The following is a 23,694-nucleotide window of genomic DNA, read 5'->3' as shown; positions in this document are numbered from 1 at the left end:
TTCCTGCTCGAAACCATCCAACGTTGGCAACGTCAGGTCCGACCATGAACATAAACTCTTCATCTCAACCGCCGGATGCGGAACCGCACGTCCGGTGGTGTGGGAGGACGGCGGGGGCAACCCCGCCTCCTACCCGATGGTAGGATTGTAATTGTTTGTAACGAAAGAGGCGTTTCGTATTTCGTTGGGACGCGAAGAGTGCTGTAGAGATAGACGGGGCAAAGGGGCGGAGGCGCTCCCGCTTTTGTACAGAAGGCACCTCCCCTCATCCCCGCCCTCTTCCCGAAGAGAAGATCTGGTTGTATTCGTTTTTAGAGGCGGGGAGAGGGAGAGCCCGGTTGATCATTTGGGGGTGAACTAAAAGGTGGATTTAAAACGATTCTATCGTTACTTAAATGCAATTTAAAGTACGTTAGAAAGAGCTATAACTTATGATTAATCAATGTAATAAGTGGATGAGTAAGGTTGGTGAACAGCGGTTACTTCAGACACGGCAGAAATCATGATCCCTGTCGATTGCCCGCGATAAAATTACGATTGTATCGTTACGCAATGCTGTCCGAGTTGCATGCTGGAGGTGTTTGCGCTTACGTTCTTACCGTTACGTGGTTTGCGCTGCCTGCTCTTCCCAGCGGGCGAGGAGCCAGAGGACGTCTGAGAGGCGGTTGAGGAAGCGAATAAGTTCTCCGTTAGGGACTTCGTCCGTCGTGCCTTGGAGGTCGATGACGTGGCGTTCGGCGCGGCGGCAGGCGACGCGGGCGAGGTCGGCATACGCGCCGCTCATGATTCCGGCTTCTCCGGGGAGCGCCCAGCCTTTGAACTTCAAGGCACCCCCGGCCTCCAGCTTGGTCACCCACTCGTCCAGCCAGAGGACGTTCGGGGTGGAGATGTGGTCCGGGTGGGAGGCGGCGTAGCGTGCTTCGCTGCCGGGCGGGGTGGCGAGTTCGCCCATGAGCTCGATGAGCCATTTTTGCACCTGGGGTACAATCTGCCGAGTCTCCTCCCGGGCGGCGGCGATACGCAGGGGGCCGAGGGCGGCATTCAGTTCATCCACGGCTCCGAGGGCGTGGACACGAGGGTGGGATTTGGCGAGGCGGCAGCCGAAGAGGAGGTCGGTCTGCCCTTGGTCTCCCTGGCGGGTGGCGATGGACATGGGGTGGGAATGGCGAATGTCGAATGACGAATAAGGGAGCAGGGGGGGGGGCAGGGGGGGGAAGGGGTCGAGTCTTGACGATCCTTCAGTTTTGAACTCTGAACCTTCCCGCCGGTCACTCATCAGGAAAGGTGCTTTTGGGGGCCGCTTCCACTGGAGGTTTCGTGGCCGGGGCGGTCGGCTGGGGGCGGGAGGGGCCGGGTTTGCGGCAGGAGCGGATGGTCCAGCCGGACAGAAGGGTGAGCAGGAGCAGGGCGGCTAGGCGTGCGGAACGGGTGGAAAGCATGGGTGGTGGGCGGGGCGAGTGGCGCTTGGCTCGCTTTTGCTTCAGCCGCCGCGGGCCTGCCGGTGGCGGTCCACCTCACGGCTGGCGTGTTCCAGGGTGCGCTGGTCATCCTCGGTGAGGCTGTCTTTGCCGAGCTGGTTCATTTTGTCCAGGAGGGGATCCACGACTTTCTCGATGTAGGCTTGCGCCGGATCCTGCGAGCGGTGCGCTGCCAGCGGCACGGTGTCGATGTCGAGCTCGGTCATGGTGCGGGCGCGGGTGCGGGCCGGGGCGGGTCTGCGCTGCTGGTGAAACTGGGCTGGCTGCCACTGGCTGGCGTAGGTGAGCGGCCGGCCGCCGTAGCCGAGGCTGCGGGCGTAGAACCAGCCCAGTGAGGCACCGCCGAGATGCGCGAAGTAGGCGATCTTCATGCCCTCCGGCAGGATGTGAAACAGCACGCCGGCCAGGCCGAAGACGAGCTGAATGATGAAGAGCCCCTTGGCCAGGGTCCACAGGCGCAGCTTCACCGGGATGATGAAGTAGATGAAGGCGGTGATCTTTTCATCTGGCAGCACCACGGCCAGGGCCATGAGCAGACCAAAGACGGAGGCGGAGGCGCCGACCAGTGGGGTGGAGGTGTCTCCCAGCACAAAACCATTCAGCGCCATCTCCGCCGCGGCCCCAGCGATGCCGGAGAAGAGGTAGATGAGGGTGAAATGCAGGCTGCCAAACAGCTCCTGCACGCCGCGCCCGGCGAACCACAGCAGCATCATGTTCAGAAGAAAGTGGACGATGCCGCCATGCACAAACATGTAGGTGAAGAGCGTCCAGACATTGCCGAGCGCCAGTTCATTCACGCTCACGCCGCCCAGCGGCATCCAGGGCTCCCCGGTGCGCGGGTGGTACAGCCATCCGGTCTCAAACACGAACTGCATGATGAAGACCACGACATTGATCCCCAGGATCACCTGGAATGCGCTGAGCCGCCGCACCATTCCGGCCACGGAACGGGGCGGTCCTTCACGCATGTAGTCGCGGTCATACAGAGCCATGGGCTGAATGTGCCCGCGCGCGCGTCCTGTGCTAGGTTTTTTTCGCGTTCGCGGTGACAAGCGCGGCCTGCGCGACTACGCTTCACGCATTGCATGAAACCGACCTCCGACACCCTGCTTGATGCCGTTTCCCAGCGCGGGGCGCATGATGCCGCGGATCTGCTGGAGCAGGCCTCGGGAGAAGACGCGGCCAAGGTGCTGCAGGAGCTCAACCCCCTGGTGGCGCAGCAGGTGCTGGAAGAGATGGAGGAGCAGCAGCGCACCGCCGCGCTGACCTTTGTGCCGCTGGCCAAAGTCCGGCAGTGGGCCAGCAACCGCGAGCACCCTGAGGACAGCGTGGGCTGGCTGATGGAGCCGCCGGTGGCTGTCTTCCGCCCGGACGCGACCGCGCGTGAGACCATCGAAGAAGTGCGCAAGCTGGCAAAGAAGGCCTTCATCACCTACGGCTACATCACGGATGAAGAAGGCCGCCTGCTGGGCCTGCTGGTGATGCGCGACCTGATGCTGGCCGAGCCGGACGCAAAGCTGGCGGATGTGATGGTGAAGGACCCTTTCAAGCTGGATCCGGACATGGAGCTGACGGAGGCGATGAAGCTGGTGGTGAACAAGCACTACCCCGTCTATCCCGTGTGCAACAAGGAAGGCATCCTGCTGGGGCTGGTGCGCGGGCAGACCTTGTTTGAGGCGCGGGCCATCGAGATCAGCGCGCAGGTAGGCTCCATGGTGGGGGTGGAAAAGGAGGAGCGCCTCTCCACGCCGCTGCTGCGCAGCCTGCGCTTCCGCCATCCCTGGCTGCAGGTAAATCTGGTGACCTGCTTCATCGCCGCGGCGGTGGTGGGTGTGTTTGAGGGGACGCTGGGCCGGCTGGTGCTGCTGGCGGCGTTTCTGCCGGTGCTCGCCGGACAGTCTGGCAACACGGGGTGCCAGGCCCTGGCGGTGACACTGCGGGGCATGACGCTGGGTGATCTGAAACCCGGAGATGAGCGCCGTCTGGTGATGAAGGAGGGGCTGCTCGGATTGTACAATGGCATGCTGGTGGGCGTCTCCGCCGGCATCGGCATGGGCGTCTATGCCTACCTAAACCACAATGCGCATGCGCTCATGCTGGCCTTTGTGGTGTGGGTGGCCATGACGTTCAGCTGCGTGGTCAGCGGCCTCAGCGGCGCCTTGATCCCTCTGGTGCTGCGGAAATTCGGCGCGGACCCGGCCACGGCCTCCAGCATCTTTCTCACCACCGCCACGGACGTGATCAGCATGGGCACATTCCTGGGTCTCGCGACGCTGCTGGTGCCATGACGGTGTGGAACCGAGAGCAATGGCATGCGCACATGCAGGCGCATTCAGCCCGCGTGGCGGCGCAGGCGGATGCCTTTGTGGACCGCCGCAGCCGCGATGCGAAGCATCCGGTGCATGATTTCCTCTTCACCTACTACAGCTTTGCGCCGGCGAAGCTGAAGCAGTGGGTGCCGCCCCATGGGGTGAGCCTGGAAATGACGGGGGCCGATTTCGAAGCCTGCCCGTGGCTGAAAGGCGAGCGCTTCATTCATGAAGACGGCCTGCTGCGGCTGGATGCGCGGCGCTTCATGCAGCGTGAGCGCGAGTTCGCCGCCTGGGTGGCCATGCTGTGCTCGCGCATCCTGGGCAGGGCAGGGCGCTTCACCTGCTACGGTCTGCATGAGTGGGCCATGGTGTACCGCCAGTCCGCGGATGAGGTGCGGCATCAGGGCTATGAGCTGCGGCTGCCGCCACATGAACTGGCCGCCTTTGTGGAGTCGCTGCCGGTGTGCTGCTCGCACTACGATGCGTTTCGCTTTTTCACTCCGGAGGCGCGGCCCATGAATGTGCTGCAGCCCACGCTGGACTCGCGCCCGGATCTGGAGCAGGCGGCCTGCCTGCATGCAAACATGGATTTGTACAAGTGGTCCTCCAAGCTGTGGCCGTGGACGGGCTCCGACCTCATCGGCGAATGCTTTGAGCTGGCGCTGGCGGGGCGTGACCTGGACATGCGCGCCAGCCCGTATGAGCTCAACGCGCTGGGCTATGAGCCGGTGAAGATCGAAACGGCGGAAGGCCGCGCGCAGTATGAGCAGGAGCAGCGTGCGCTGGCGGCGCGTGCCGCGGTGCTCAGGGAAAAGCTGCGCGCCTGCTGCGCCTCACTTGCCGCCATCCACCATGCGCCGGCCCACCTCCTCGCACAGGCCGATGAAGGTGCGCTCCGGCAGGTTTAGCGGGCGGCCCTTCAGCGTGGAGACGACCCAGCGCCGCTTCAGCTTCGCCTTTGGCAGCGGCAGCGGGATCAACTGCCCGGCCTCGATTTCCGTACGCGCGATCCAGCGCGCGGCGATGGCCACGCCGATGCCCAGCTTCGCCAGCTCCTTCGTCGCCTCCGAGCTGCCCAGCTCGATGAACGAGTGCAGGCGCACGCCCTGCTTCATGAAGAACTCCTGCGTCATGGCGAAGTTCAGGCTGTTGCGGCTGGCCACGATGAAGGTCTCATCCGCTGCGTCTTTGAGCTTCGGTGCCTTGTGCGCCCAGGGGTGCAGCGGAGAGACGAGAAACTCCAGCTCATCATCAAAGATGGCGTGGCAGTTCAGCCGCGCCACATCCGGCGGGCGCAGGCTCACGGTGAGATCGACCTGGTTTTTGTGCAGCCGCTCGATGGTGTCCGGCGTCTCGCCGCAGACGACTTTGATCTCATAAGAAGGGAAGCTTTCCTTAAACTCGCGAAACACGGTGGGCAGGATGAACTGCGCGGCCGCCGTGGTGCAGCCGATGCGCAGCCTGCCACGCGGGGACTGGTCCAGCGTGCCAAGCACGGCGCGCGCGTGGTGCATGGACTGGAGGATCGTCTCCGCATGCGGCAGCAGCTCGCGGCCGGCGTGGGTCAGGTGCACGCTCTTTCCCTGGCGGTGGAAGAGCAGGCTGCCGAGATCGGTTTCCAAAGACTTGATCGCATGGCTGATGGCGCTCTGCGTGAGGTGCAGCTCCCGCCCCGCCTGGGTGAAACTGCCGCTGCGGGCGAGGCTGACAAAGGCGCGGAGCTGGCGTGTGTCGATGGGGGCTTCCATGAATGCAATTCATACATGAAGTGAATAACTTTGCGCTTTATTTATCCGTGAAAGTTTCGTGCTGGCACCGCTGCTGCTGATGAAAAGGGTGTCATGCCGAAAGCCACACCCATTGCCAAAAACACCCTCAGCGGGGTCGTCCAGCCCGTGCGCATCGGGTTCATTCCGCTGGCGGACTGCGCGCCGCTGCTGGTGGCCAAGGAGCGGGAAATGTTTCACCGGCATGGCGTGCGGGTGGAGCTGAGCTGCGAGGTCGGCTGGGCCACCATCCGGGAGAAACTGCTCTACGGCCAGGTGGACGCCGCGCATGCGATCGCCGGCCTGGTGCTGGCCATGCGCATGGGCCTGAGCACGCCGCACTGCAACGTCGTGGCTCCGTTTGTCTTCAATCTGCATGGAAACGCCATCACCCTGAGTCGTGACCTGTGGAACCGCGGCGTGCGCGATGCCGCCAGCCTGAAGAAGCTGGTGCGCAGCACCACCAGCCGTCTTTTCACCTTCGGCGTGGTGGCGCGCTGCTCCTCACACAACTTTCTCCTCCGCCAGTGGCTTGCCGCCGGCGGCATCGATGTGAACAGCGACGTGCGCATCGTGGTGCTGCCGCCCACGCAGATGGTGGCCAATCTCGCCGCGGGGCTGATCGACGGCTACTGCGTGGGCGAGCCATGGAACTCCGTGGCGGTGGAGCGCGGCATCGGCTGGATCGCCGCCACCAGCGAGCAGCTCGCGCCGGGGCACCCTGAGAAGGTGCTGCTCACCACGGAGAAGTTCATCGCCGCGCATCCGCAGGAGGCGCTGGCGGTGACCGCCGCGCTGAAGGAGGCCTGCAAGTTCTGCGATGAAAAGGAAAACCGCCCCGAAGTGGCGCGCATCCTGGCCGCCAGCGGCTACTTCCAGGGCAATGAGAAGATGCTGCAGCGCTCGCTCATTGGACCGCTGGATCTCGGCACGGGCAGCTCGGTGGACACCACCGGCTTCCATGTTTTTCACCGCCGCGAAGCCAACGAGCCCACCAGCGAGCGCGGCCGCTGGCTGCTGGAGCAGTTCATCATACACGGCCTTCTCACTCCCGCCCAGCGCGCAGAGGCCGCCGATGCCCTCCGCGAGTGCTGGACTTCCAGCGCCCTCCCCCTTTCCCCGACAGCCGCCGCCAGCAAACCCGCCAAAAACAGCAAACGCACCCAGCTCATCCACGCATGACACCCTCCACTCCACTCACCCGTCGTTCCCTTCTCCGCACTGGCACCGCCGCCGGTCTCGGGGCTCTCTTTTCCGGCCTGCCGCAGGGCTGGGTCGGCTCAGCCTATGCCGATGATTCCCCGGAATCTCCGGACATGAAATTTGGCATGATCGCCCTCACCGACTGCTCCAGCATCGTGGTGGCGCATGAAAAAGGCCTGTTTAAAAAATACGGCATCAATTCCATCGTCAGCAAAGGCGCGAGCTGGGCGGCCATCCGCGACTCGCTCGTCAATGGCGACATCCAGGCCACGCACATGCTGCTCGGCATGCCGATCGCCAGCACCATGGGCCTGGGTGGCGCGCCGAAGAAGCCGCTCATCGCCCCGTGGATTCTCAACCGCAACGGGCAGGCCATCACGCTGTCCAACACCTTCAAAGGCAAGGTGGCGGATGATCCGAAGGCGCTGAAGCCTTTTGTGGACGAGGCCAAGGCCAAGGGCGCGCCGCTGACCTTTGCCATGACCTTTCCGCCGGGCACGCACGCCATGTGGCTGCGCTACTACCTGGCCGCGGGTGGCATCAATCCGGGCGATGCCGCAGGCGCGGGCGCGGATATCTCGCTCATCACCGTGCCGCCGCCGCAGATGGTGGCCAACATGAAGGTGGGGAAGATGGACGGCTTCTGCGTGGGCGAACCCTGGAACGCCAAGACCATCGCCGACGAAATCGGCTACACCTCCATCGCCACGCAGGGCATCTGGAAGGATCACCCTGAAAAAGTCTGCGCCTTCACCGAGGAGTTTGCCGCAAAGAATCCGAAGAGCGTCAAGGCCGTGCTGAAGGCGCTGCATGAAGCCAGCCTGTGGCTGGACAAGATGGAGAACCGCGAGGAGCAGGCCAGCATCGTCAGCGCCGCGACCTACATCAACTGCCCGCCCGAGGCCATTCTGGGCCGCCTGCAGGGCAAGTACAACATGGGAGACGGCCGCAAGTTCAAGGACCCGAACTACATGATCTTCAGCGACCGCAACTGCAACTACCCGCAGGCCAAGTATGCCAAGTGGTGGCTCACGCAGCTGCGCCGCTGGGGCTTTGTGGAAGGTGCGCCGGACTACGAAGGCGTGGCGAAGCAGGTCATGCGCTCAGACATCTACGAAGAGGCCATGAAGGAGATCGGCTACGCCCATGGTGGAGCGGATGACAAGGCCGAAACGCTCTTCGACGGCGTGACCTTTGATCCGAAGGCCGACCTCGAAGCCTATGCCGCATCCTTCGCGGTGAAGACCCTCAAAGCCTGATTCATTTATGATTTATGATTTACGATTTATGATTTGCCGCGTGCGGCGCATGGAGGTGCTTCGCAGGGCATTGCTCCGTTCGGATCACCCAAACGTAACGCGTTACTCTCTCCCCAAATCATAAATCAAAAATCGTAAATCATAAATTCTTCCTCCCATGCACCTGATCCAACGCTTCAAGCTCGAATCCATCCTTTTGCCGGTGGCCGCAATATTAGTTTGTGGCATTTTTTGGTATCTCATTGCCGGAAAATCCATCATTACTGAAAAGGTTGACGATTTTGGCGACAAAATCAAAGTCACCAAGCGGGAAGGACTTTCCGCCGATCTCCCCACGCCGGTGGAGACCTGGACGGCAAGCAGGCTCTACGTCACCGAGCCGTTCGCCAAGCGTGGAGAGCTGGATCAGGGCATACTGCGGTTTACGTGGATGTCCCTCGTGCTGGTGGTGCAGGGCTACGCCATAGCCCTCATCGTGGGCACGCCGATTGGGTTCTTCCTGGGGCTGTCGAAGAAATTTGCGACAGCCTTTGACCCCATCATCCAGGTGCTGAGACCGGTGTCACCGCTGGCCTGGCTGCCGCTGGGCATGATCCTCTTCAGCGGTGTCAAAATCATGAACGGGGAGGGCCGCACCACTTTCGGCGCCTCGGATGCGGCCGCGCTTTTCACCATCGCCATCTGCGCCATGTGGCCCACGGTAATGAACACCGCCGTCGGCGTGCGCGCCGTGCCGCAGGACTACCTGAATGTAGCCAAGGTGCTGAAGCTCTCGAAGAACAAGACGCTCTGGAAGGTCCTCGTGCCCGCCACGCTCCCCTACATGTTCACCGGCTTCCGCCTCAGCCTCGGCATTGCCTGGCTCGTCATCGTGGCGGTGGAAATGCTCACCGGCCGCCCCGGTGTCGGCGGCTTCCTCTGGCAGCAGTACAACGCCAACAGCTACGCCCACATCATCCTCTGCATTCTGACGATCGGCGTCGTGGGCTACGTGCTGGACCGGCTGATGAGCGTGGTGGAGTCACGCTTCAAGACCGCATAACCGGAGTCATTTATGATTTATGATTTACGATTTATGATTTGTTCTGGCGCGACGCTTGGTGGTGGTTCGCGTGGCGTTGAAGATCTTTGTGAGTTCTTCGGATTCTTGAAGCAGGCCCCTGAGGCGTTTTGGCGCAAGCAGTTCGGCACGTTCGGCCAGCTCGATCCAGAAGGCGCTTTCGTCAGCCTCTTCCAAAACAATGGTGATCTTGTTGATGAAGTCGGCATCGGACTTCGCGCGAAGGGCCGCACGGTAGTTCGCGGCCACAGAGGTGCTGCTCCTCGCAATTTGACCTCCCACGGTTCTGCCCGCCGTCGTCTTGGGCAGGGCGTCCACCATTTTCAGCACGCGTACCGCGAAGTCCATCGTCCGCTCCTTTAGTTCATTCGAGTTCATAGGCTTCCGATCTGAAATCATAAATCATAAATCGTAAATCATAAATTTTTTGTCATGCCGCTTATCGAAATCAAAAGTGCTTTCAAAGGGTACGGTTCGCCGGGTTTGCGCACGGAAGTGCTCAAAAATATCAATCTCTCCATCGAGGAGGGTGAATTCGTTGTCATCGTGGGTTATTCGGGCTCGGGCAAGAGTACGCTCATCAATCTCATCTCGGGCCTGGTGAAGCCGGACTCTGGGGTGGCCACCATCTCCGGTGAGATCATCACCGGCCCCGGGCCGGACCGCGGCCTGGTGTTCCAAAACTACTCGCTGCTCCCGTGGCTCACAGTGGAGGAAAACATCGCGCTGGCGGTGGATGAGGTTTTCAGGGGCTGGACGCCCGCGCAGCGCAAGGAGCATGTGCAGAAGTACATCGACATGGTGAAGCTGGGCCATGCGGCGCACAAGCTGCCCAAGGAGCTCTCCGGGGGCATGCGACAGCGTGTGGCCGTGGCTCGCACCCTTTCGATGAATCCCAAGGTGCTGCTGCTTGATGAGCCGCTCAGTGCACTCGATGCTCTCACCCGTGCCACCATTCAAGACGAGATCAGCGACATCTGGCGTCAAAACCTCACCACCGTACTTTGGATCACCAATGATCCCGATGAAGCACTGCTGCTGGCGGACCGCGTCATTCCTCTGCTGCCCACATCCCCCGCCACTCTGGGCGAGCCGATGCTGGTGGACCTCGAGCGTCCGCGCGATCGCAAGACCCTCAACCACGACCCCAGGTTCAAACAACTCCGCAGCCAGCTCATCAGCACCCTGCTGGACGCCAAGGGCCGCATGAAACCCAAAACCAGCGTCAAACTCAGCCTGCCGGACATCCTGCCGGAGGATCTCACCACGGTGAACTCGCTGCGGTTCCTCAGCCGCACCGGGCCGAGGCGCCGCTCTGACAACAAACGCGAAGAAGTGGAGGTGGCGGCATGAGCTCACTCCTTCCCATGCTGGAACTGGATCGTCTGTGGAAGACCTATGACACCCCGAAAGGGCCGGCGACGATTATCAAAAACTTCAATCTCAAGCTCAAGGAGGGCGAGTTTGTCACGCTCATCGGCCATAGCGGCTGCGGCAAAAGCACCGTCCTCATGATGGTGGCGGGCCTGAGCGATCTCAGCCAGGGAAACATGATCCTGGCCGGGCGCGAAGCCAGCGGCCCGGGGCCGGACCGTGGCATCGTGTTTCAGTCTCCCTGCCTGCTGCCCTGGATGACGGCGTTTGAAAACGTCATGCTCGGCGTGAACCAGGTGTACTACACCGCCAGCAAGGCGGAGCGCCGGCAGATGGCGGAGTACTACCTGACCATCGTCGGTCTCGGAGATGCGATGCACAAACATCCCGGGGAGCTCTCCCAGGGCATGCGGCAGCGTGTGGGCATCGCCCGTGCGTTTGCACTGCAGCCGAAGATGCTGCTGCTGGACGAGCCCTTTGGCATGCTGGACTCCCTGACGCGCTACGAGCTCCAGGAAGTCCTGCTGGATCTGTGGCGGCGCAACCGCATCACCACCCTGATGGTGACGCATGATGTCGATGAGGCCATCTTCCTCTCCGACCGCGTGGTGATGATGACGGACGGGCCCGAGGCCGAGGTGGGGGACATCCTGAACATCCCCTTTGAGCGTCCGCGCAACCGGAAGCAGATCATGGAGGATCCGCGCTACTACGAGCTGCGCGAGCACCTCATCACCTTCCTCAACGACAAGTCGCACATCCGTCCCAGCCGGGACCCGAAATTTGTACCATCTCCTGGTATGGCTGCCGAGCTGGCGGCCCACGCCGCCCCTTTCCCTGCCGCCGCCGCTTAGCCGCAATCCATAACACACCCATACCCTACTGATGCTCATGAAAAGGCTCCTCCCGCTGGTGCTCGCGACCACCTCGCTCGCATTCGCCCAAACCCCCGCTCTCAAAACCGCAGCGCCCGCACCGGCGCCTCCGCCTGTGCCCGGCTTCACGCTGGCCCCGCCGCCGCCCGCCTACGCGCCGATGAAGATGGGGAAGTTCACCTTCGATGTGCAGGAAAAAATGCGCTACGAGATCCGTGACAACAACTTCGACTTCAACAGCGCGGTGAACAGTCCGCAGGACGCCGCCTGGCTGCTGCAGCGCTTTCGCCTCGGCCTGGGCTATGACCTCAATCCCTGGATCAAGCTCTACGTACAGGGGCAGGACGTGCGCGAAATCGGCGGCAGCCGCGCGCGCCAGATCGGTGTGAACGGCGCGGAAGGCGATGATGTCTTTGACGTGCTCAAGGCCTTTGTGCAGCTCGGAAACGCTAAAAAGGGCTTCAGCTCCACCCTCGGGCGCCAGTTCCTCTCCTATGGCGATCAGCGTCTCATCGGTCCGCTGGAGTGGGCCAACCAGGCGCGCACCTTTGACGCCTTCAAGTTCCGCTACACCGCCAGCAAGTGGTCTCTGGATGCCTTCACCGCCAGCCCGGTGAACTTTGCCAACAACAAGTGGAACAAGTCGGATCTCATCGACCAGGCGGACCGGCGCAATGCCTTCCTCAGCGGCCTCTATTTCAGCACGCTCTTTGTGCCGTTCAACACCACCACGGACTTCTACGCCCTGCACTACCGTGATGACGGCCAGGCCACCTTTGGCACGCCCACCGGCTCCACCAGCTTTGTCACGCTCGGCACTCTTTGGAAGGGGGACCCCAAAAAGCTCAACGGCTTTGACTATGAAACAGAGATGGACTTCCAGACTGGCAAGGTGGGCGGCCGTTCCCTCACCGCCTATGCGGGCCACTGGGGTGCGGGCTACAACTGGCTCAAGCACTCCTGGAAGCCACGCTTTGGCCTGCAGTACAACTACGCCAGCGGCGACGGCAGCCCGAACGACAACAAGCTGGGCACCTTCCAGAACCTCTTCCCGACGAACCACCTGTTTTACGGCTACATGGACACCACGGCGTGGATGAACATGCACAACCCGCAGGTGAACTTCAGCTTCATGCCGACGCCCAAGATGAAGGTGATGCTGGACTATCAGCTCTACTGGAACGCCAACAACGCGGACTCCTGGTATCGTGCCAACGGCTCGACCAAGGTGCGTCCGGTGAACACGGCGGCTATGAACGCCAGCAGTTTTCGCGGCCAGGAGCTTGACCTCACTGTCAGCTACAAGCTCAACCCGCATGTGGGAATTTTGACCGGCTACAGCTACTTCATCGCCGGTGACTACCTGAAGCAGACCGGAGCTGGCAGCGATGCCCAGTTCGGCTACGTGCAGGTGCAGATCGACTTCTGATCTGCCTGGACCCGCCGCCTGCCGCGGCCCTTCTTTTCAGCGGCGGGCGGTGGGGTTTTTGGCATGAACGTTGTTCATCAATAATATCAAAAAGATTCAAGATGTTCGTTGATTGGCCTGGCACACTTGGCACGCGGGCGGCTCATGGAAATGGCAGAACTTCCACAAGCCCACCCATGAAACTCGCTGATCTCAAAACCTCCGGACACTGGCCCACGCTCCTCACTTCGTTTCTGTACTTCGATGTTAGCTTCATGGTGTGGACCATCCTGGGCGCGCTGGGCGCGCAGATTGGTGCATCGCTGGGCCTGACCCCGCAGGAGAAGGGGCTGATGGTGGCGGTGCCCTACCTCTCGGGCGCCTTCATCCGCATCCTGCTCGGCATGCTGGTGGACCGCATCGGTGCGAAGAACACCGGCATCATGGGGCAGCTCATCGTCATTGCGGGCATGACCACCGCCTGGCTCACCGGACTGCATCAGTTTTCCCACACGCTCATGCTTGGCGTGGTGCTGGGCGTGGCAGGCGCCAGCTTTGCGGTGGCGCTGCCGCAGGCGGGCCGCTGGTACCCGCCGCACATGCAGGGCCTGGTGCTGGGCCTTGCCGGCGCGGGGAATGTGGGTGTGGTCATTGATGCGCTGCTCGCGCCCCGCCTGGCGGCGATCTATGGCTGGAATGCGGTGTTTGGGCTCGCGCTCATCCCGCTGCTGCTGGTGCTCGCGGCCTACATCGTCTTTTCCAAGGAGGCGCAGGTGAAGGTGAAGAAGAAGACGATCAAAGACTACGTGAACCTGCTGAAGGAGAAGGACGCGCACTGGTTCTGCTTTTTCTACACCATCAGCTTCGGCGGCTTCTCCGGCCTGGCTGCTTCGCTCATCATCTATTTCACCTCGGAGTTTCATCTGCAGCCGGTGGAGGCGGGCACCTGGGCCGCGCTGTGCACGCTGGTGGGTGCGCTGGGCCGGCCCGTGGGAGGTGCGCTGGCAGACCGCCTCGGCGGCATCCGTGCGCTGCATGTCTTCTTCCTCATCGCCGCATTGGCGCTGGTGCTGGCGGCCTATGCGGGCAGCATCTACCTCTGCGCCTTCGGCTTCTTCCTGGCCTCCTGCGCCTTTGGCATGGCAAACGGCTCCGTCTTCCAGCTTCTGCCGCAGCGCTTCGCCAAGGACATCGGTGTGATGACGGGGCTGGTGGGCTGTGGTGGCGGGCTCGGCGGCTTCATGCTGGCCAGTTCGCTGGGGTATTCCAAAGGGATCACGGGCAGCTATCTCGCGGGCCTGCTCGCCTTCTCCACACTCTGCATTCTGGCCCTCATCGGCCTCAATTTTGTGAAGCTGCGCTGGCGCACCACCTGGGGCGCTCTGGCTGAAGCACGCATCTGATTGATCCACACCCTGATTTGTGAACCCATGAAAGTTCTCACCACCAGCCACGGCATCGCGCGGGAGGAAGGCATTCCTTCTTCCGACGCCTTTGACGTGCGCTCGTGGGATCAGACGGTGATCGCCGTGCTCAGCGATGGCGCCGGCAGCGGTGAACCCGCGCGCGAGGCGGCACAGCGCGCGGTGAGCTCGCTCATCGAGCACTACAGCGCACGGCCGCGCTCGTGGTCGCCGCAGCAGGCGCTCACCACCTTTGCCCGCGTTCTCAATCAGTCGCTGTATCAGGAGTCCCAGGTGCGCTACGAGCGCAGCGAGATGGTGGCCACGCTGGCGGCGGTGGTGATCGAAGGAGACACGCTGCACGGGATCAATCTGGGAGACTCCACCATCTGCCTGTGGCGCGAAGGGAAACTGAACACACTCTCCACGCCGCACGTGGAGCCGGAGCGCACCCATGTGCTCACTCGTGCGCTCGGCATGAGTCCGGAGATCGAGCCGTCCTGCTTCACGCTGACTTTGCAGGATGGCGATGTGGCGCTGCTGTGCTCGGATGGTGTTTCCAATCATGTGTCAGGGGCGGAGCTTGCCAGTGCGCTCTCCCGCCACGGCTCGGCGCGCAGCATCGTGCTGACGGCGCGCCAGCAGGCGAAGGAGGAGACGCTGGATGACATGAGCGCCCTGGTGCTGGACATTCACCAGACGGGCAGGCTTCACGCCATGAATGCCCGCCCTCTCGCCATTCCCGTGGTTTTGAACAAGGGCGATGTGATCGATGGCTACGAACTCACGCGCTCCTTTCACGGCACCAGCCGCGTCTGGCTGGCGGAGAAGGACGGCCACCGCGTGGTGATGAAGTTTGCCCCGACTGAGGCGCTGGACAGCCCGCAGCACCTGGAAGCCTTCACGCACGAGATCTGGAATGCCACGCGGGCGAAGTCGGCCCATTTTGTGCGCGCCTACGAGCCACCAGGACAGACCATGCGCTACTACCTCATGGAGTTTGCGGATGCCCCCGGCCTTTCCGCCGTGCTGCGTGAGCGCAAGCTCTCGGTGGACTCCGCCATCGCGCTGGGGAAATTTCTCGCGGAGGCAGCGCAGACGCTGCTGCGGCTGGATCTGGTGCATGGAGACATCAAACCGGAGAACATCCTCTGCATCGGTGACTACACGCGACTGACGTTCAAACTGGTCGATCTCGGCAGCGCCGCCGCCATCTTCTCCGTCTCATCCCGCGCGGGCACGGCCAGCTATCTGGCGCCGGAGCGCTTTCACAGCGCGCCCATCAGCGAGCGCACGGAGATCTTTGCCATCGGCGTCACGCTTTACCAGGCGCTCACGGGCCGGCTGCCCTATGGGCAGATTGAGCGCTTTCAGACGCCTGTCTTCCATCCGGCAAAGCGGCTCTCGAAAATCAATCCGAACATCCCTGCGTGGCTGGAGGCTGTCATTCACCGCGCCATCGCCATCAAGCCCGCGCGCCGCTACCAGCACTATTCGGAGCTCGCGCATGACCTTGCTCATCCCGAGCGCGTGCAGCCTTTCTATGAAGCGGACACACCGCTGATCGAGCGCAACCCGGTCGCCTTCTACAAGACCGGCTTCTTCATCTTTCTCCTCACCACCCTCTGGCTGGTCTTCAAGCTGCTTTCCAGAAAGTGATGACCTTCTTTCCCCCACCGCCGCAATGACATCCGTCCCCATCATTCCTGACAACGCACCCTTTACCGCCGAACAGCGGGCCTGGCTCAATGGCTTCCTCGCCGGCGTACTCAACCGAGGAGCCGCACCTGCCGGCATGGCAGCGCCGCAGGCGGTAAAGACCCCGCTCCTCATCGCCTTCGGCAGCCAGAGCGGTAATGCGGAAAGTTTGGCCAAGCGGCTGGCCAGGGAAGCAGCGGGTCGGGGCTTCGCAGCGCGAGCTGCAGGCCTCGATTCGCTGCAACCCGCCGATCTCGTCAAAGAGCAAAACGTCCTGCTCATCACCAGCACCTGGGGGGAAGGGGACATGCCGGACAATGCGGTGTCCTTCTGGGACAGCATCAATCAAAACGGCAGCAGCCCGAAATTCAACGGCGTGCAGTACAGCGTGCTCGCCCTGGGAGACAAAAACTACGGCGACACCTTCTGCCTCGCGGGCCGCAAGCTGGACGCACGCCTGGAAGAGCTGGGTGCGAAGCGCATCACGGATCGCGTCGATTGCGATGTGGAGTTTGACGACCTTGCGAAGAAATGGAGTGCCAGCGCCTTCACCGCCCTGAGCGGCAGCACGAGCGCCGCTACCGTGACTGCCGTCCCCGAGACCGAAGTGGAGGAGGAAGAAACGGGCTATACGAAGAAGAACCCCTTTCCCGCGAAGCTGATCCTCAACACGCCGCTGAACACCCGCGGCAGCAGCAAGGACACGCGGCACATCGGCTTCTCGCTCACCGGCAGCGGGCTCACTTATGAAGTGGGAGATGCGCTGGGAGTGTTTGTAAAAAACTGCCCGGAAGTGGTGGATGCTGTCATTGCGGCGCATGCCTTTGATCCACAGGCGGTGGTGGCTCTGCCAGACGGAGGCAGCGCGCCGCTGCGCGAGGCGCTGATCACCAGCTACGAAGTGAGAAGCTTCTTTGGCAAGGCACCTGGAGCGGGCATCACGCTCGAGGCCTTCATGCAGGATCTGCGCAAGCTGCAGCCGCGCCTGTATTCGATTGCTTCAAGCATCAAGGCGCACGCGGATGAAGTGCATCTCTGCATTGCCGCAGTGCGTTACAGCACGGATGGCGTGCCGCACAAGGGAGTGGCCTCCACCTATCTGGCGGACCGCCTGCCGCTGGGCGAGACCACGGGCATCTATTTCCATGCCGCGAATCATTTCCGCCTGCCCACAGATCTGAGCAAGCCGGTGATCATGGTGGGGCCGGGCACGGGCATCGCCCCCTTCCGCGCCTTCCTCGAAGAGCGCGAGGCCACGCAGGCTCCCGGCAAAAACTGGCTTTTCTTTGGCGATCAAAAGCGCGCCAGCGACTTCCTCTACCACGATCAGATCATCGAGTGGGTGCAGAAGGGCCATCTCACACGGCTGGACACCGCCTTCAGCCGCGATCAGGCGGAAAAGATCTATGTGCAGACCCGCATGCTGCAAGCCGCCAACGAACTCTGGCAGTGGCTGGAGGAAGGCGCGCACTTCTACGTGTGCGGAGATGCCAAGCGCATGGCCAAGGATGTCGATGACGCGCTGCACAGCGTCATTCAAACCGCCGGCGGCAAATCTGCCGAAGAAGCCGCCGCCTACGTGAACCAGATGAAAAAGGAGAAACGCTATGCCCGCGATGTTTATTGAACTCTCACAGCCTCATCTCTGCGAGCAGGGTTTCCACGCTCATGCCGCGCTGAAGAGCCACTTCGTGCAGGATCGAAGACAGCGTGCCCACCTTGAGGGGCTTATGGTTTGGCACGGTCACCGAATGCGACCGAGGGGAGTCGCTGCGCAGAATCATGTGGCTGCCTGCCTGACGCTCGAAAACGTAACCGACCCGGCGCAGCCCGCGCAGAAGCTCATCGCCCGTCACGTCACGCGGCAGTTTCATGCCGCCTCAAGAATGCGGTCTTCCTCCAAATGCAGCCGGATTCGTCCGGGCTTCAAAGGTGCCTCCGCAAAATGGCAGTTCACTGCATCGCGCACCATGTTTTCCAGCTCCTCCCATGAGTCGCCCTGCGTGGCTATGAATCCATCTGGCAGCCGGCAATTCGCCGTAAAGCCGCCTTCTTCAGCCGGACGCACCCGGAAAACCAGTTCGAGATCATTCATGTCATGAATATTGCTGCCCCCCTCCCTAAATCAAGCTCTGGCATCATGCCCATCCCGTCTGCCCAGGACTTTTCCGGCGAGCAGAAACGCTACCTCGAAGGCTTCTTTGCCGGCATCGCCGCCGGGGGAGTTTCGTTTGGAGACATGGCCCCTGTGCCTGCCGCTGCTGTCCCGACCGGCCCTGCGCTGGATGACCTCACCAAGGAGGAGCGCATCAAGCGTGAGCTGCATCCTTTTGATGCCATCGAGCAGCTCGTCATGGATGCGCGCTGGAATGCCAGGCCGGAGCCGGAGTCTGTGTTTCGCTACAAGTGGAACGGGCTCTTTTGGCTCAATCCGGTGAAGGACGGCTACATGTGCCGGCTGCGCATTCCGGGCGGCATCGTGAAGAGCTACCAGCTCCGCGAGCTGGCCGCCATCGCGCGGGATCTCACCACGGGCTACATCCAGATCACCACGCGAAACAATTTTCAAATTCGTCTCATCGAGCCGAAGAACTGCCCGGAGGTGCTGCGGCGGATTCAGGGCTGCGGATTGCATTCCAAGGGGGCCGGCGCGGACAACATCCGCAACATCACCATGAACCCCTGCGCGGGCCATGATCCGTATGAGCTCATCGATGTGCGCCCGCTGGTGAACGAACTCGCCACGCTCATCATTGCCTCCAAGGAGTTTTACGATCTGCCGCGCAAGTTCAACATCGCCTACGATGGCGGCGGCCTCATCTCCGCGGTGGAGGACACCAACGACATCGGCGCCAGCGCGGTGAAGATCGGGGAAAACAGCGAGGGCATCGAACCCGGGGTTTACTTCCGCATCGCGCTGGGCGGCGTCACTGGGCATCAAACCTTTGCCAGTGACTGGGGTGTCATCGTGAAGCCGGAGCAACTCAACGATGTGATGGTGGCGCTGCTGCGTGTGTTCATCCAGTTCGGTGACCGCACCAACCGCAAGAAGGCGCGCTTCAAGTATGTTGTCGAAGACAGGGGCCTCGATGGCGTGCTGGTGGAAACCGAGAAGCTGCTGAAGTTCAAGCTGACCCCCCTGGCACCGGATGCACCATGCCAGGCGAAGCGGGAGTTTTCCCAGCAGGGGCATTCGCATGTGGGCACCTTTCCCCAGAAGCAGGATGGCCTCGTTTACGTGGGCGCCAGCGTCCCGGTGGGGCAGCTCACCGCCAAGCAGCTCGACCGTATCGCCGATCTGGCGGACAGCTACGGCTCGGGCGAAATCCGGCTGACGGTGTGGCAGAATTTCATCATTCCGAATGTGAAGACGGCCTATGCCGCCACGCTGGCGAAGTCGTTGAAGAAACTCGGCTTTCCCACCGAGCAGTCGAACCTCAAGAGCGGCTTTGTGGCCTGCACGGGCAACAAGTACTGCAAGTTTGCAGCCAGCGACACCAAAGGACACGCCATCGCCATGATGGAGTATCTGGACAGGCGAGTGAAGCTGGACAAGCCCGTGAACATCCACTTCACCGGCTGTGCGCACTCCTGCGCCCAGCACTTCATGGGAGACATCGGCCTGCTGGGCACCAAGGTGAAATCCGAAAGCGGCGAGGGATACCACATCACGGTAGGAGGTGGTTATGGCGAGAACCGCAAGATCGGCCGCCAGATCTTCAGCGGCGTGGCGGTGGAGTCTCTCGGCTCAACGCTGGAGGCGATGCTGAAGGGATATCTGAGCAAGCGCAGAGAGGGGGAGAGCTTTCACAGCTTCTGCAACCGGCACACGGTGGGAGAGCTGCAGGTGGTGTTTGATGCGGCGGCTTGAGGCGGCGGGGCATTTATGATTTACGATTTATGATTTATGATTTGGATCAACCAATCACAGGCGGCGGCAGCGCCGTCTCTGAAATCGTAAGTCATCCATCAAAAATCATCAATGATGCGCTCCGTGAGCAGCAGACGCTGCGCACCCCCGTGGCCCTCTTTTCGGATGAATACGATTCGCGCTCTGTCCGCGAGCGCTTCACGCATTTGATTCCGCTGAGCAAGCCCGCCGCGGGGGAGCAGTATGCGTTTCAGGTGAATCTGGACTCCTGCACCGGGTGCAAGGCCTGCGTGGCGGCCTGTCATTCGCTGAACGGGCTGGATGAAGACGAGAGCTGGCGGGACATGGGGCTGCTGGTGGGCACGCGAAAGCAGCCGTATTTGCAGACGGTCACCACGGCCTGCCATCACTGCGCGGAGCCCGCCTGCGCGGAGGGCTGCCCGGTGCTGGCCTATGACAAAAACGAAGTCACCGGCATCGTGCGCCATCTGGATGACCAGTGCATCGGCTGCAGCTACTGCATTCTCAAATGCCCGTATGACGTGCCGAAGTTCAATCTGAAGCGAGGCATCGTGCGCAAGTGCGACATGTGCCAGGGCCGTCTGGCGGAAGGTGAAGCGCCCGCCTGCGTGCAGTCCTGCCCGAATGAGGCCATCAAAATCCAGCTCGTGAAGATCGATGCCGTGCCCGCAAGTGGCAGCATCATTCCTGGGGCGTTTGATTCCAGCTACACACGGCCGACGACGACTTACGTTTCCGCGCAGCCCACACCCGCCGCAGCAAGACCTGCGGACTCCGGTCGGCTGGATCTGGATCATGGACACCACGATCCTTTGGCGTGGATGCTGGTGCTCACGCAGATGAGCGCAGGTGGATTCATCGGCTGCGCCATCGCCCTGTGGATGAACTGGCTGACGTTGACTCAGGCCGCGCTGACGAGTGCGGCGGCGCTGGTGGCAGGGCTCGTGGGTGTTGGCTTGAGCACGCTGCATTTGGGCCAGCCCTTCAAAGCATGGCGCGCCTTTCTCGGCTGGCGGAAGTCATGGCTCTCGCGTGAGATCATGGCTTTCGGTGCGCTGCCCGCGGGTGGCATGGCCATTTTAGCCTCCTGGTGGCTGGGCCATCTTGAATGGATGAAGTACGCCGTCACAGGCACAGGGGCCGCGGCGCTGGCTGCGGTGTGGTGTTCGGTGATGGTGTATGTGGACACACGCAGGCCCTTTTGGTCTTTAAGAAATGTGTCGGCCAAATTTCTTGGCACCATGTTAGTGCTGGGAGCGGGGCTGTGTGCGGTGGTATGGAGCAGCACTGGTGTGGCTCATGCGGCGTGGGCAGTGGCATTCACGCTGCTGTTTCGCTGGGCCTTGTCGCTGTGGGAGCTTTCAGACTACCGGCGTGCTTTGGCGGACGAAGACTGCGCCTGGCACAAATCGGCGCGCATCATGCAGAAGCATTACACGCCGCGCATTGAGCTGCGCGGGCTGCTGCTCATCGCCACTGGGCTGCTGATTCCGGTTTTGATCAGCGCCGGTGCGTCGATGCCGTGGATGCTGGGCCTCTCGCTGCTGCTGATGTTTGGCAGCCAGCTGCTGGAGCGCCTCTGCTTCTTCACCGCCGCCGCAGGTTCAAAAATGCCTGGTAACTGACGATGAAAAAACTGCCCGCCATGACCCTGCGCGAATGGGACGGCCCGCTCACGGCCGATCTGGTGCGGGAGCCCGCGCGCTTTGGGCTGGGGCAGGTGCCCGCGCATCTGCTGCCCGATGCGGCCACGAAGGCCATCTGCGGCTTCTGCTCCACCGGCTGCGGTTTGAAGATTCATCTCAAAGACGGCGCGGCGGTGAATCTCACGCCGGACCCCGACTACCCGGTGAATCTCGGCACCGCCTGCCCGAAGGGCTGGGAGGCGTTGAGCGTGCTGGACGCACCCGACCGTGCGCGCATGCCCCTGCTGCACGGCAAGGAGGTCGACTGGGACACCGCGCTGCGCTATTTCTGCGATCAAATGCGCGCGGTGCTGGACAAGCACGGTCCGGAGGCAGCAGCCTACCTGAGCACCGGCCAGATCATGTTTGAGGAGATGGCCTTTCTCGGCGCCCTGGCAAAATTCGGCATGGGCATGATCCATGGCGATGGCAACACGCGCCAGTGCATGGCCACCGCCGTGGCCGCCTACAAGGAAAGCTTTGGCTTTGATGCGCCGCCCTTCACGTATGCGGACTTCGAAGAAAGCGACGTGCTCGTCTTCATCGGTGCCAATCCCTGCATCGCGCATCCCATCATGTGGCAGCGTGTGCTGCGCAACAAGCGCAGCCCGGAGATCATCGTGGTGGACCCGCGCACCACGGAGACGGCCATGGCCGCCACCCAGCATTATGCCATCAAACCCAAAAGCGACCTCACGCTCCTCTACGGCCTCGCCCACCTCATCCTCCGCGACGGCGGTGTGGACACCGGTTTCGTCGAAGAGCACACCACGGGCTTCGACGGGTTCCAGGAATTCCTCGCGGACTACTCGCCTGAGCGCGTCTCAAAGGAGACGGGCATTAGCGTGCATCGCCTTGTGCATTTTGCCCAGACCCTCATCTCCGGCACGCCGCGCGTCTCCTTCTGGTGGACCATGGGGGTGAATCAGGGACATCAGGCCACGCGCACTGCGCAGGCCATCATCAATCTGGCGCTGATGACCGGAAACATCGGCAAGCCGGGCACCGGCGCCAATTCCATCACCGGCCAGTGCAATGCCATGGGCTCGCGCCTGTTTTCGAACACGACAAATCTGCTGGGCGGGCATGATTTCCGCAATCCACGGCATCGCGAAAAAGTGGCCGCCGCCACGGGCATTCCGGTGGAGCGCATTCCTGACCGCCCCAGCCTGGCGTATGATCAGATTCTCAAAGCCGCGGACGAAGGCACGGTGAAGGCCATCTGGTTTGTCGCCACCAATCCCAGCCATTCGTGGATCGATCAGAATGAAATCAACCGCATCCTCGACAAGCTCGACTTCCTGGTGGTGCAGGACATGTACTGCAGCACCGAGACGGCCAAGCGTGCGCACCTCGTCCTTCCCGCCGCAGGCTGGGGGGAAAAGGAGGGATGCTTCATCAACAGCGAGCGCCGGATTGGTTACAGCCCCAAAGTGCGTCGTTCACCCGGTCATGCTCTGGCGGATTTTCACATTTTCCGGCTCATCGCGCACTATTGGGGCTGCGAGGATCTGTTCCGTGGATGGAGCAGTCCCGAAGCTGTCTTCCGCGTGCTGCAACGCTGCACGGAAGACCAGCCCTGCGACATCACGGGCATCACCGGTCATGAAATGCTGTGCAAATCCGGCGGCGTGCAGTGGCCGATGCCGCGAACGGCGAATGACGAAACGCGGGCGAAGAAAGAGCGGCGCTTGTTTGAGGACGGGAAGTTCTACACGCCCGACAAGCGCGCCAGGTTTGTCTTTGAGGCGCCGCAGTCCGCTCCCGAGCAGCGCAGTGATGAGTATCCGCTCATTCTCATCACTGGGCGCGGCACCAGCGCGCAGTGGCATACGGAGACGCGCACCGGAAAGTCCGCCGTGCTTTCGAAGATGAAGCCGGAAGAGCTGATGCTCGACCTTCATCCGCAGGATGCCAGCCGTCTTGGGGTTTGCGACGGCATGCAGATACGCGTCGTTTCAAAACGTGCCTCGCTCACGGCGAAGGCGCGGCTGACGACGACGGTCTCGTCCGGGGAGGTCTTCCTGCCCATGCATGATCCGCGGGTGAACCAGCTCACGCATGCCTCGTTTGATCCGCACAGCCGCCAGCCCAGCTACAAGCATTCGGCGGTGCGGGTGGAGAGGTAGGCAGGTACGATGGGCACTCCTGCCGGTCGATCGACGCTCACGCACGCGGCAGCGGTTGCGAGTTAGAAAACGTCCCATGCCGCAGCAGCGCGCTGGCTTTGAGTGGTGGAGAATCGATTCGCTGGATGCCTGAGAGAGCGTCGATCGACAGA

At 62.0% G+C, this 23,694-nt stretch carries 21 protein-coding genes; 14 read left to right on the top strand and 7 right to left on the bottom strand.

Features of this window, described 5'->3' with window-relative positions:
* Positions 1–601 precede the first annotated feature (601 nt).
* From ACILSQ_RS29990 to ACILSQ_RS29980, 3 genes are all read right to left on the bottom strand, one after another.
* Positions 602–1,153, bottom strand: a complete 552-nt coding sequence (locus tag ACILSQ_RS29990) for a cob(I)yrinic acid a,c-diamide adenosyltransferase (RefSeq protein WP_395747389.1) — start codon at positions 1,151–1,153, stop codon at positions 602–604.
* A gap of 115 nt (positions 1,154–1,268) precedes the next feature.
* Complete coding sequence (locus ACILSQ_RS29985) at positions 1,269–1,439, bottom strand: hypothetical protein (RefSeq protein WP_395747388.1); 171 nt, start codon at positions 1,437–1,439, stop codon at positions 1,269–1,271.
* A 41-nt stretch (positions 1,440–1,480) separates the two neighbouring features.
* Positions 1,481–2,470: a rhomboid family intramembrane serine protease gene (locus ACILSQ_RS29980; RefSeq protein WP_395747387.1), complete on the bottom strand. Its 990-nt coding sequence runs from the start codon at positions 2,468–2,470 to the stop codon at positions 1,481–1,483.
* 93 nt (positions 2,471–2,563) lie between these two features.
* On the opposite strand from ACILSQ_RS29980, the gene ACILSQ_RS29975 reads away from it, so the two are divergent.
* The gene (locus ACILSQ_RS29975; RefSeq protein WP_395747386.1) at positions 2,564–3,766 is read left to right on the top strand and encodes a magnesium transporter; all 1,203 of its coding nucleotides are present in this window, start codon (positions 2,564–2,566) and stop codon (positions 3,764–3,766) included.
* Positions 3,767–3,798: 32 nt separating this feature from the next.
* Positions 3,799–4,698, top strand: a complete 900-nt coding sequence (locus tag ACILSQ_RS29970) for a hypothetical protein (protein WP_395747385.1) — start codon at positions 3,799–3,801, stop codon at positions 4,696–4,698.
* Here ACILSQ_RS29970 and ACILSQ_RS29965 read toward each other — a convergent pair.
* The gene (locus tag ACILSQ_RS29965; RefSeq protein WP_395747384.1) at positions 4,624–5,538 is read right to left on the bottom strand and encodes a LysR family transcriptional regulator; all 915 of its coding nucleotides are present in this window, start codon (positions 5,536–5,538) and stop codon (positions 4,624–4,626) included. The genes ACILSQ_RS29970 and ACILSQ_RS29965 overlap by 75 nt on opposite strands.
* 93 nt (positions 5,539–5,631) lie before the next feature.
* Here ACILSQ_RS29965 and ACILSQ_RS29960 point away from each other — a divergent pair, with 93 nt between their 5' ends.
* The 3 genes from ACILSQ_RS29960 (at position 5,632) to ntrB (ending at position 9,060) form a co-directional block, all read left to right on the top strand.
* Positions 5,632–6,738, top strand: coding sequence for a CmpA/NrtA family ABC transporter substrate-binding protein (locus tag ACILSQ_RS29960; protein WP_395747383.1), 1,107 nt, complete (start codon positions 5,632–5,634; stop codon positions 6,736–6,738).
* Positions 6,735–8,018, top strand: a complete 1,284-nt coding sequence (locus tag ACILSQ_RS29955; protein ID WP_395747382.1) for a CmpA/NrtA family ABC transporter substrate-binding protein — start codon at positions 6,735–6,737, stop codon at positions 8,016–8,018. The genes ACILSQ_RS29960 and ACILSQ_RS29955 overlap by 4 nt, the downstream gene beginning before the upstream one ends.
* A 157-nt stretch (positions 8,019–8,175) precedes the next feature.
* Positions 8,176–9,060, top strand: a complete 885-nt coding sequence (gene ntrB / locus ACILSQ_RS29950; RefSeq protein ID WP_395747381.1) for a nitrate ABC transporter permease — start codon at positions 8,176–8,178, stop codon at positions 9,058–9,060.
* A 24-nt stretch (positions 9,061–9,084) separates the two neighbouring features.
* Here the strand turns inward: ntrB and ACILSQ_RS29945 are convergent, their stop codons facing one another.
* Positions 9,085–9,456, bottom strand: a complete 372-nt coding sequence (locus ACILSQ_RS29945) for a four helix bundle protein (protein WP_395747380.1) — start codon at positions 9,454–9,456, stop codon at positions 9,085–9,087.
* A gap of 54 nt (positions 9,457–9,510) precedes the next feature.
* On the opposite strand from ACILSQ_RS29945, the gene ACILSQ_RS29940 reads away from it, so the two are divergent.
* The 6 genes from ACILSQ_RS29940 to ACILSQ_RS29915 all read left to right on the top strand — a co-directional run bounded on the left by ACILSQ_RS29940 (position 9,511) and on the right by ACILSQ_RS29915 (position 17,463).
* The gene (locus tag ACILSQ_RS29940; protein WP_395747379.1) at positions 9,511–10,431 is read left to right on the top strand and encodes an ABC transporter ATP-binding protein; all 921 of its coding nucleotides are present in this window, start codon (positions 9,511–9,513) and stop codon (positions 10,429–10,431) included.
* Positions 10,428–11,306: an ABC transporter ATP-binding protein gene (locus ACILSQ_RS29935; RefSeq protein ID WP_395747378.1), complete on the top strand. Its 879-nt coding sequence runs from the start codon at positions 10,428–10,430 to the stop codon at positions 11,304–11,306. Before ACILSQ_RS29940 ends, ACILSQ_RS29935 begins: the two co-directional genes overlap by 4 nt.
* A gap of 37 nt (positions 11,307–11,343) precedes the next feature.
* The gene (locus tag ACILSQ_RS29930; protein WP_395747377.1) at positions 11,344–12,756 is read left to right on the top strand and encodes an alginate export family protein; all 1,413 of its coding nucleotides are present in this window, start codon (positions 11,344–11,346) and stop codon (positions 12,754–12,756) included.
* Between the two features lie 176 nt (positions 12,757–12,932).
* On the top strand, positions 12,933–14,138 hold the full coding sequence (locus tag ACILSQ_RS29925; RefSeq protein WP_395747376.1) for a nitrate/nitrite transporter: 1,206 nt from the start codon (positions 12,933–12,935) through the stop codon (positions 14,136–14,138).
* Between the two features lie 27 nt (positions 14,139–14,165).
* Complete coding sequence (locus ACILSQ_RS29920) at positions 14,166–15,797, top strand: protein kinase domain-containing protein (RefSeq protein WP_395747375.1); 1,632 nt, start codon at positions 14,166–14,168, stop codon at positions 15,795–15,797.
* A gap of 25 nt (positions 15,798–15,822) precedes the next feature.
* Positions 15,823–17,463: a sulfite reductase flavoprotein subunit alpha gene (locus tag ACILSQ_RS29915; RefSeq protein WP_395747374.1), complete on the top strand. Its 1,641-nt coding sequence runs from the start codon at positions 15,823–15,825 to the stop codon at positions 17,461–17,463.
* 4 nt (positions 17,464–17,467) lie between these two features.
* On the opposite strand, the gene ACILSQ_RS29910 is transcribed toward ACILSQ_RS29915, so the two are convergent.
* Both ACILSQ_RS29910 and ACILSQ_RS29905 read right to left on the bottom strand, forming a co-directional pair.
* A complete protein-coding gene (locus ACILSQ_RS29910; protein WP_395747373.1) occupies positions 17,468–17,710 on the bottom strand; it encodes a type II toxin-antitoxin system HicA family toxin in 243 nt (80 codons plus the stop codon).
* Complete coding sequence (locus ACILSQ_RS29905) at positions 17,707–17,931, bottom strand: type II toxin-antitoxin system HicB family antitoxin (protein WP_395747372.1); 225 nt, start codon at positions 17,929–17,931, stop codon at positions 17,707–17,709. The genes ACILSQ_RS29910 and ACILSQ_RS29905 overlap by 4 nt, the downstream gene beginning before the upstream one ends.
* Before the next feature lie 45 nt (positions 17,932–17,976).
* Between ACILSQ_RS29905 and ACILSQ_RS29900 the strand changes: the two genes are divergently transcribed.
* From ACILSQ_RS29900 to ACILSQ_RS29890, 3 genes are read left to right on the top strand one after another with little or no spacing between them, the layout of a single operon-like run.
* On the top strand, positions 17,977–19,707 hold the full coding sequence (locus tag ACILSQ_RS29900; protein WP_395747371.1) for a NirA family protein: 1,731 nt from the start codon (positions 17,977–17,979) through the stop codon (positions 19,705–19,707).
* A 29-nt stretch (positions 19,708–19,736) separates the two neighbouring features.
* Positions 19,737–21,353, top strand: coding sequence for a DmsC/YnfH family molybdoenzyme membrane anchor subunit (locus ACILSQ_RS29895; protein WP_395747370.1), 1,617 nt, complete (start codon positions 19,737–19,739; stop codon positions 21,351–21,353).
* A 2-nt stretch (positions 21,354–21,355) separates the two neighbouring features.
* Positions 21,356–23,542 carry a molybdopterin oxidoreductase family protein gene (locus ACILSQ_RS29890; RefSeq protein ID WP_395747369.1) on the top strand — a complete coding sequence of 729 codons (2,187 nt, stop codon included), beginning with the start codon at positions 21,356–21,358 and terminating at the stop codon, positions 23,540–23,542.
* Positions 23,543–23,694 lie beyond the last annotated feature (152 nt).

This window comes from Prosthecobacter sp., from assembly GCF_044227185.1.
Classification (GTDB): domain Bacteria; phylum Verrucomicrobiota; class Verrucomicrobiia; order Verrucomicrobiales; family Verrucomicrobiaceae; genus Prosthecobacter.
This window is presented reverse-complemented; position numbering and strand designations above follow the sequence as displayed.

Excerpts from the sequence above, each read along its gene's own strand:
- ACILSQ_RS29965 (WP_395747384.1), bottom strand. The coding sequence starts at position 5,538 with ATGGAAGCCCCCATCGACACACGCCAGCTCCGCGCCTTTGTCAGCCTC.
- ACILSQ_RS29975 (WP_395747386.1), top strand. The coding sequence starts at position 2,564 with ATGAAACCGACCTCCGACACCCTGCTTGATGCCGTTTCCCAGCGCGGG.
- ACILSQ_RS29915 (WP_395747374.1), top strand. The coding sequence starts at position 15,823 with ATGACATCCGTCCCCATCATTCCTGACAACGCACCCTTTACCGCCGAA.
- ACILSQ_RS29920 (WP_395747375.1), top strand. The coding sequence starts at position 14,166 with ATGAAAGTTCTCACCACCAGCCACGGCATCGCGCGGGAGGAAGGCATT.
- ACILSQ_RS29900 (WP_395747371.1), top strand. The coding sequence starts at position 17,977 with ATGCCCATCCCGTCTGCCCAGGACTTTTCCGGCGAGCAGAAACGCTAC.
- ntrB (WP_395747381.1), top strand. The coding sequence starts at position 8,176 with ATGCACCTGATCCAACGCTTCAAGCTCGAATCCATCCTTTTGCCGGTG.
- ACILSQ_RS29930 (WP_395747377.1), top strand. The coding sequence starts at position 11,344 with ATGAAAAGGCTCCTCCCGCTGGTGCTCGCGACCACCTCGCTCGCATTC.
- ACILSQ_RS29970 (WP_395747385.1), top strand. The coding sequence starts at position 3,799 with ATGCAGGCGCATTCAGCCCGCGTGGCGGCGCAGGCGGATGCCTTTGTG.
- ACILSQ_RS29925 (WP_395747376.1), top strand. The coding sequence starts at position 12,933 with ATGAAACTCGCTGATCTCAAAACCTCCGGACACTGGCCCACGCTCCTC.
- ACILSQ_RS29905 (WP_395747372.1), bottom strand. The coding sequence starts at position 17,931 with ATGAATGATCTCGAACTGGTTTTCCGGGTGCGTCCGGCTGAAGAAGGC.
- ACILSQ_RS29980 (WP_395747387.1), bottom strand. The coding sequence starts at position 2,470 with ATGGCTCTGTATGACCGCGACTACATGCGTGAAGGACCGCCCCGTTCC.
- ACILSQ_RS29895 (WP_395747370.1), top strand. The coding sequence starts at position 19,737 with ATGATTTATGATTTGGATCAACCAATCACAGGCGGCGGCAGCGCCGTC.
- ACILSQ_RS29990 (WP_395747389.1), bottom strand. The coding sequence starts at position 1,153 with ATGTCCATCGCCACCCGCCAGGGAGACCAAGGGCAGACCGACCTCCTC.
- ACILSQ_RS29890 (WP_395747369.1), top strand. The coding sequence starts at position 21,356 with ATGAAAAAACTGCCCGCCATGACCCTGCGCGAATGGGACGGCCCGCTC.
- ACILSQ_RS29940 (WP_395747379.1), top strand. The coding sequence starts at position 9,511 with ATGCCGCTTATCGAAATCAAAAGTGCTTTCAAAGGGTACGGTTCGCCG.
- ACILSQ_RS29910 (WP_395747373.1), bottom strand. The coding sequence starts at position 17,710 with ATGAAACTGCCGCGTGACGTGACGGGCGATGAGCTTCTGCGCGGGCTG.
- ACILSQ_RS29985 (WP_395747388.1), bottom strand. The coding sequence starts at position 1,439 with ATGCTTTCCACCCGTTCCGCACGCCTAGCCGCCCTGCTCCTGCTCACC.
- ACILSQ_RS29945 (WP_395747380.1), bottom strand. The coding sequence starts at position 9,456 with ATGAACTCGAATGAACTAAAGGAGCGGACGATGGACTTCGCGGTACGC.
- ACILSQ_RS29960 (WP_395747383.1), top strand. The coding sequence starts at position 5,632 with ATGCCGAAAGCCACACCCATTGCCAAAAACACCCTCAGCGGGGTCGTC.
- ACILSQ_RS29935 (WP_395747378.1), top strand. The coding sequence starts at position 10,428 with ATGAGCTCACTCCTTCCCATGCTGGAACTGGATCGTCTGTGGAAGACC.
- ACILSQ_RS29955 (WP_395747382.1), top strand. The coding sequence starts at position 6,735 with ATGACACCCTCCACTCCACTCACCCGTCGTTCCCTTCTCCGCACTGGC.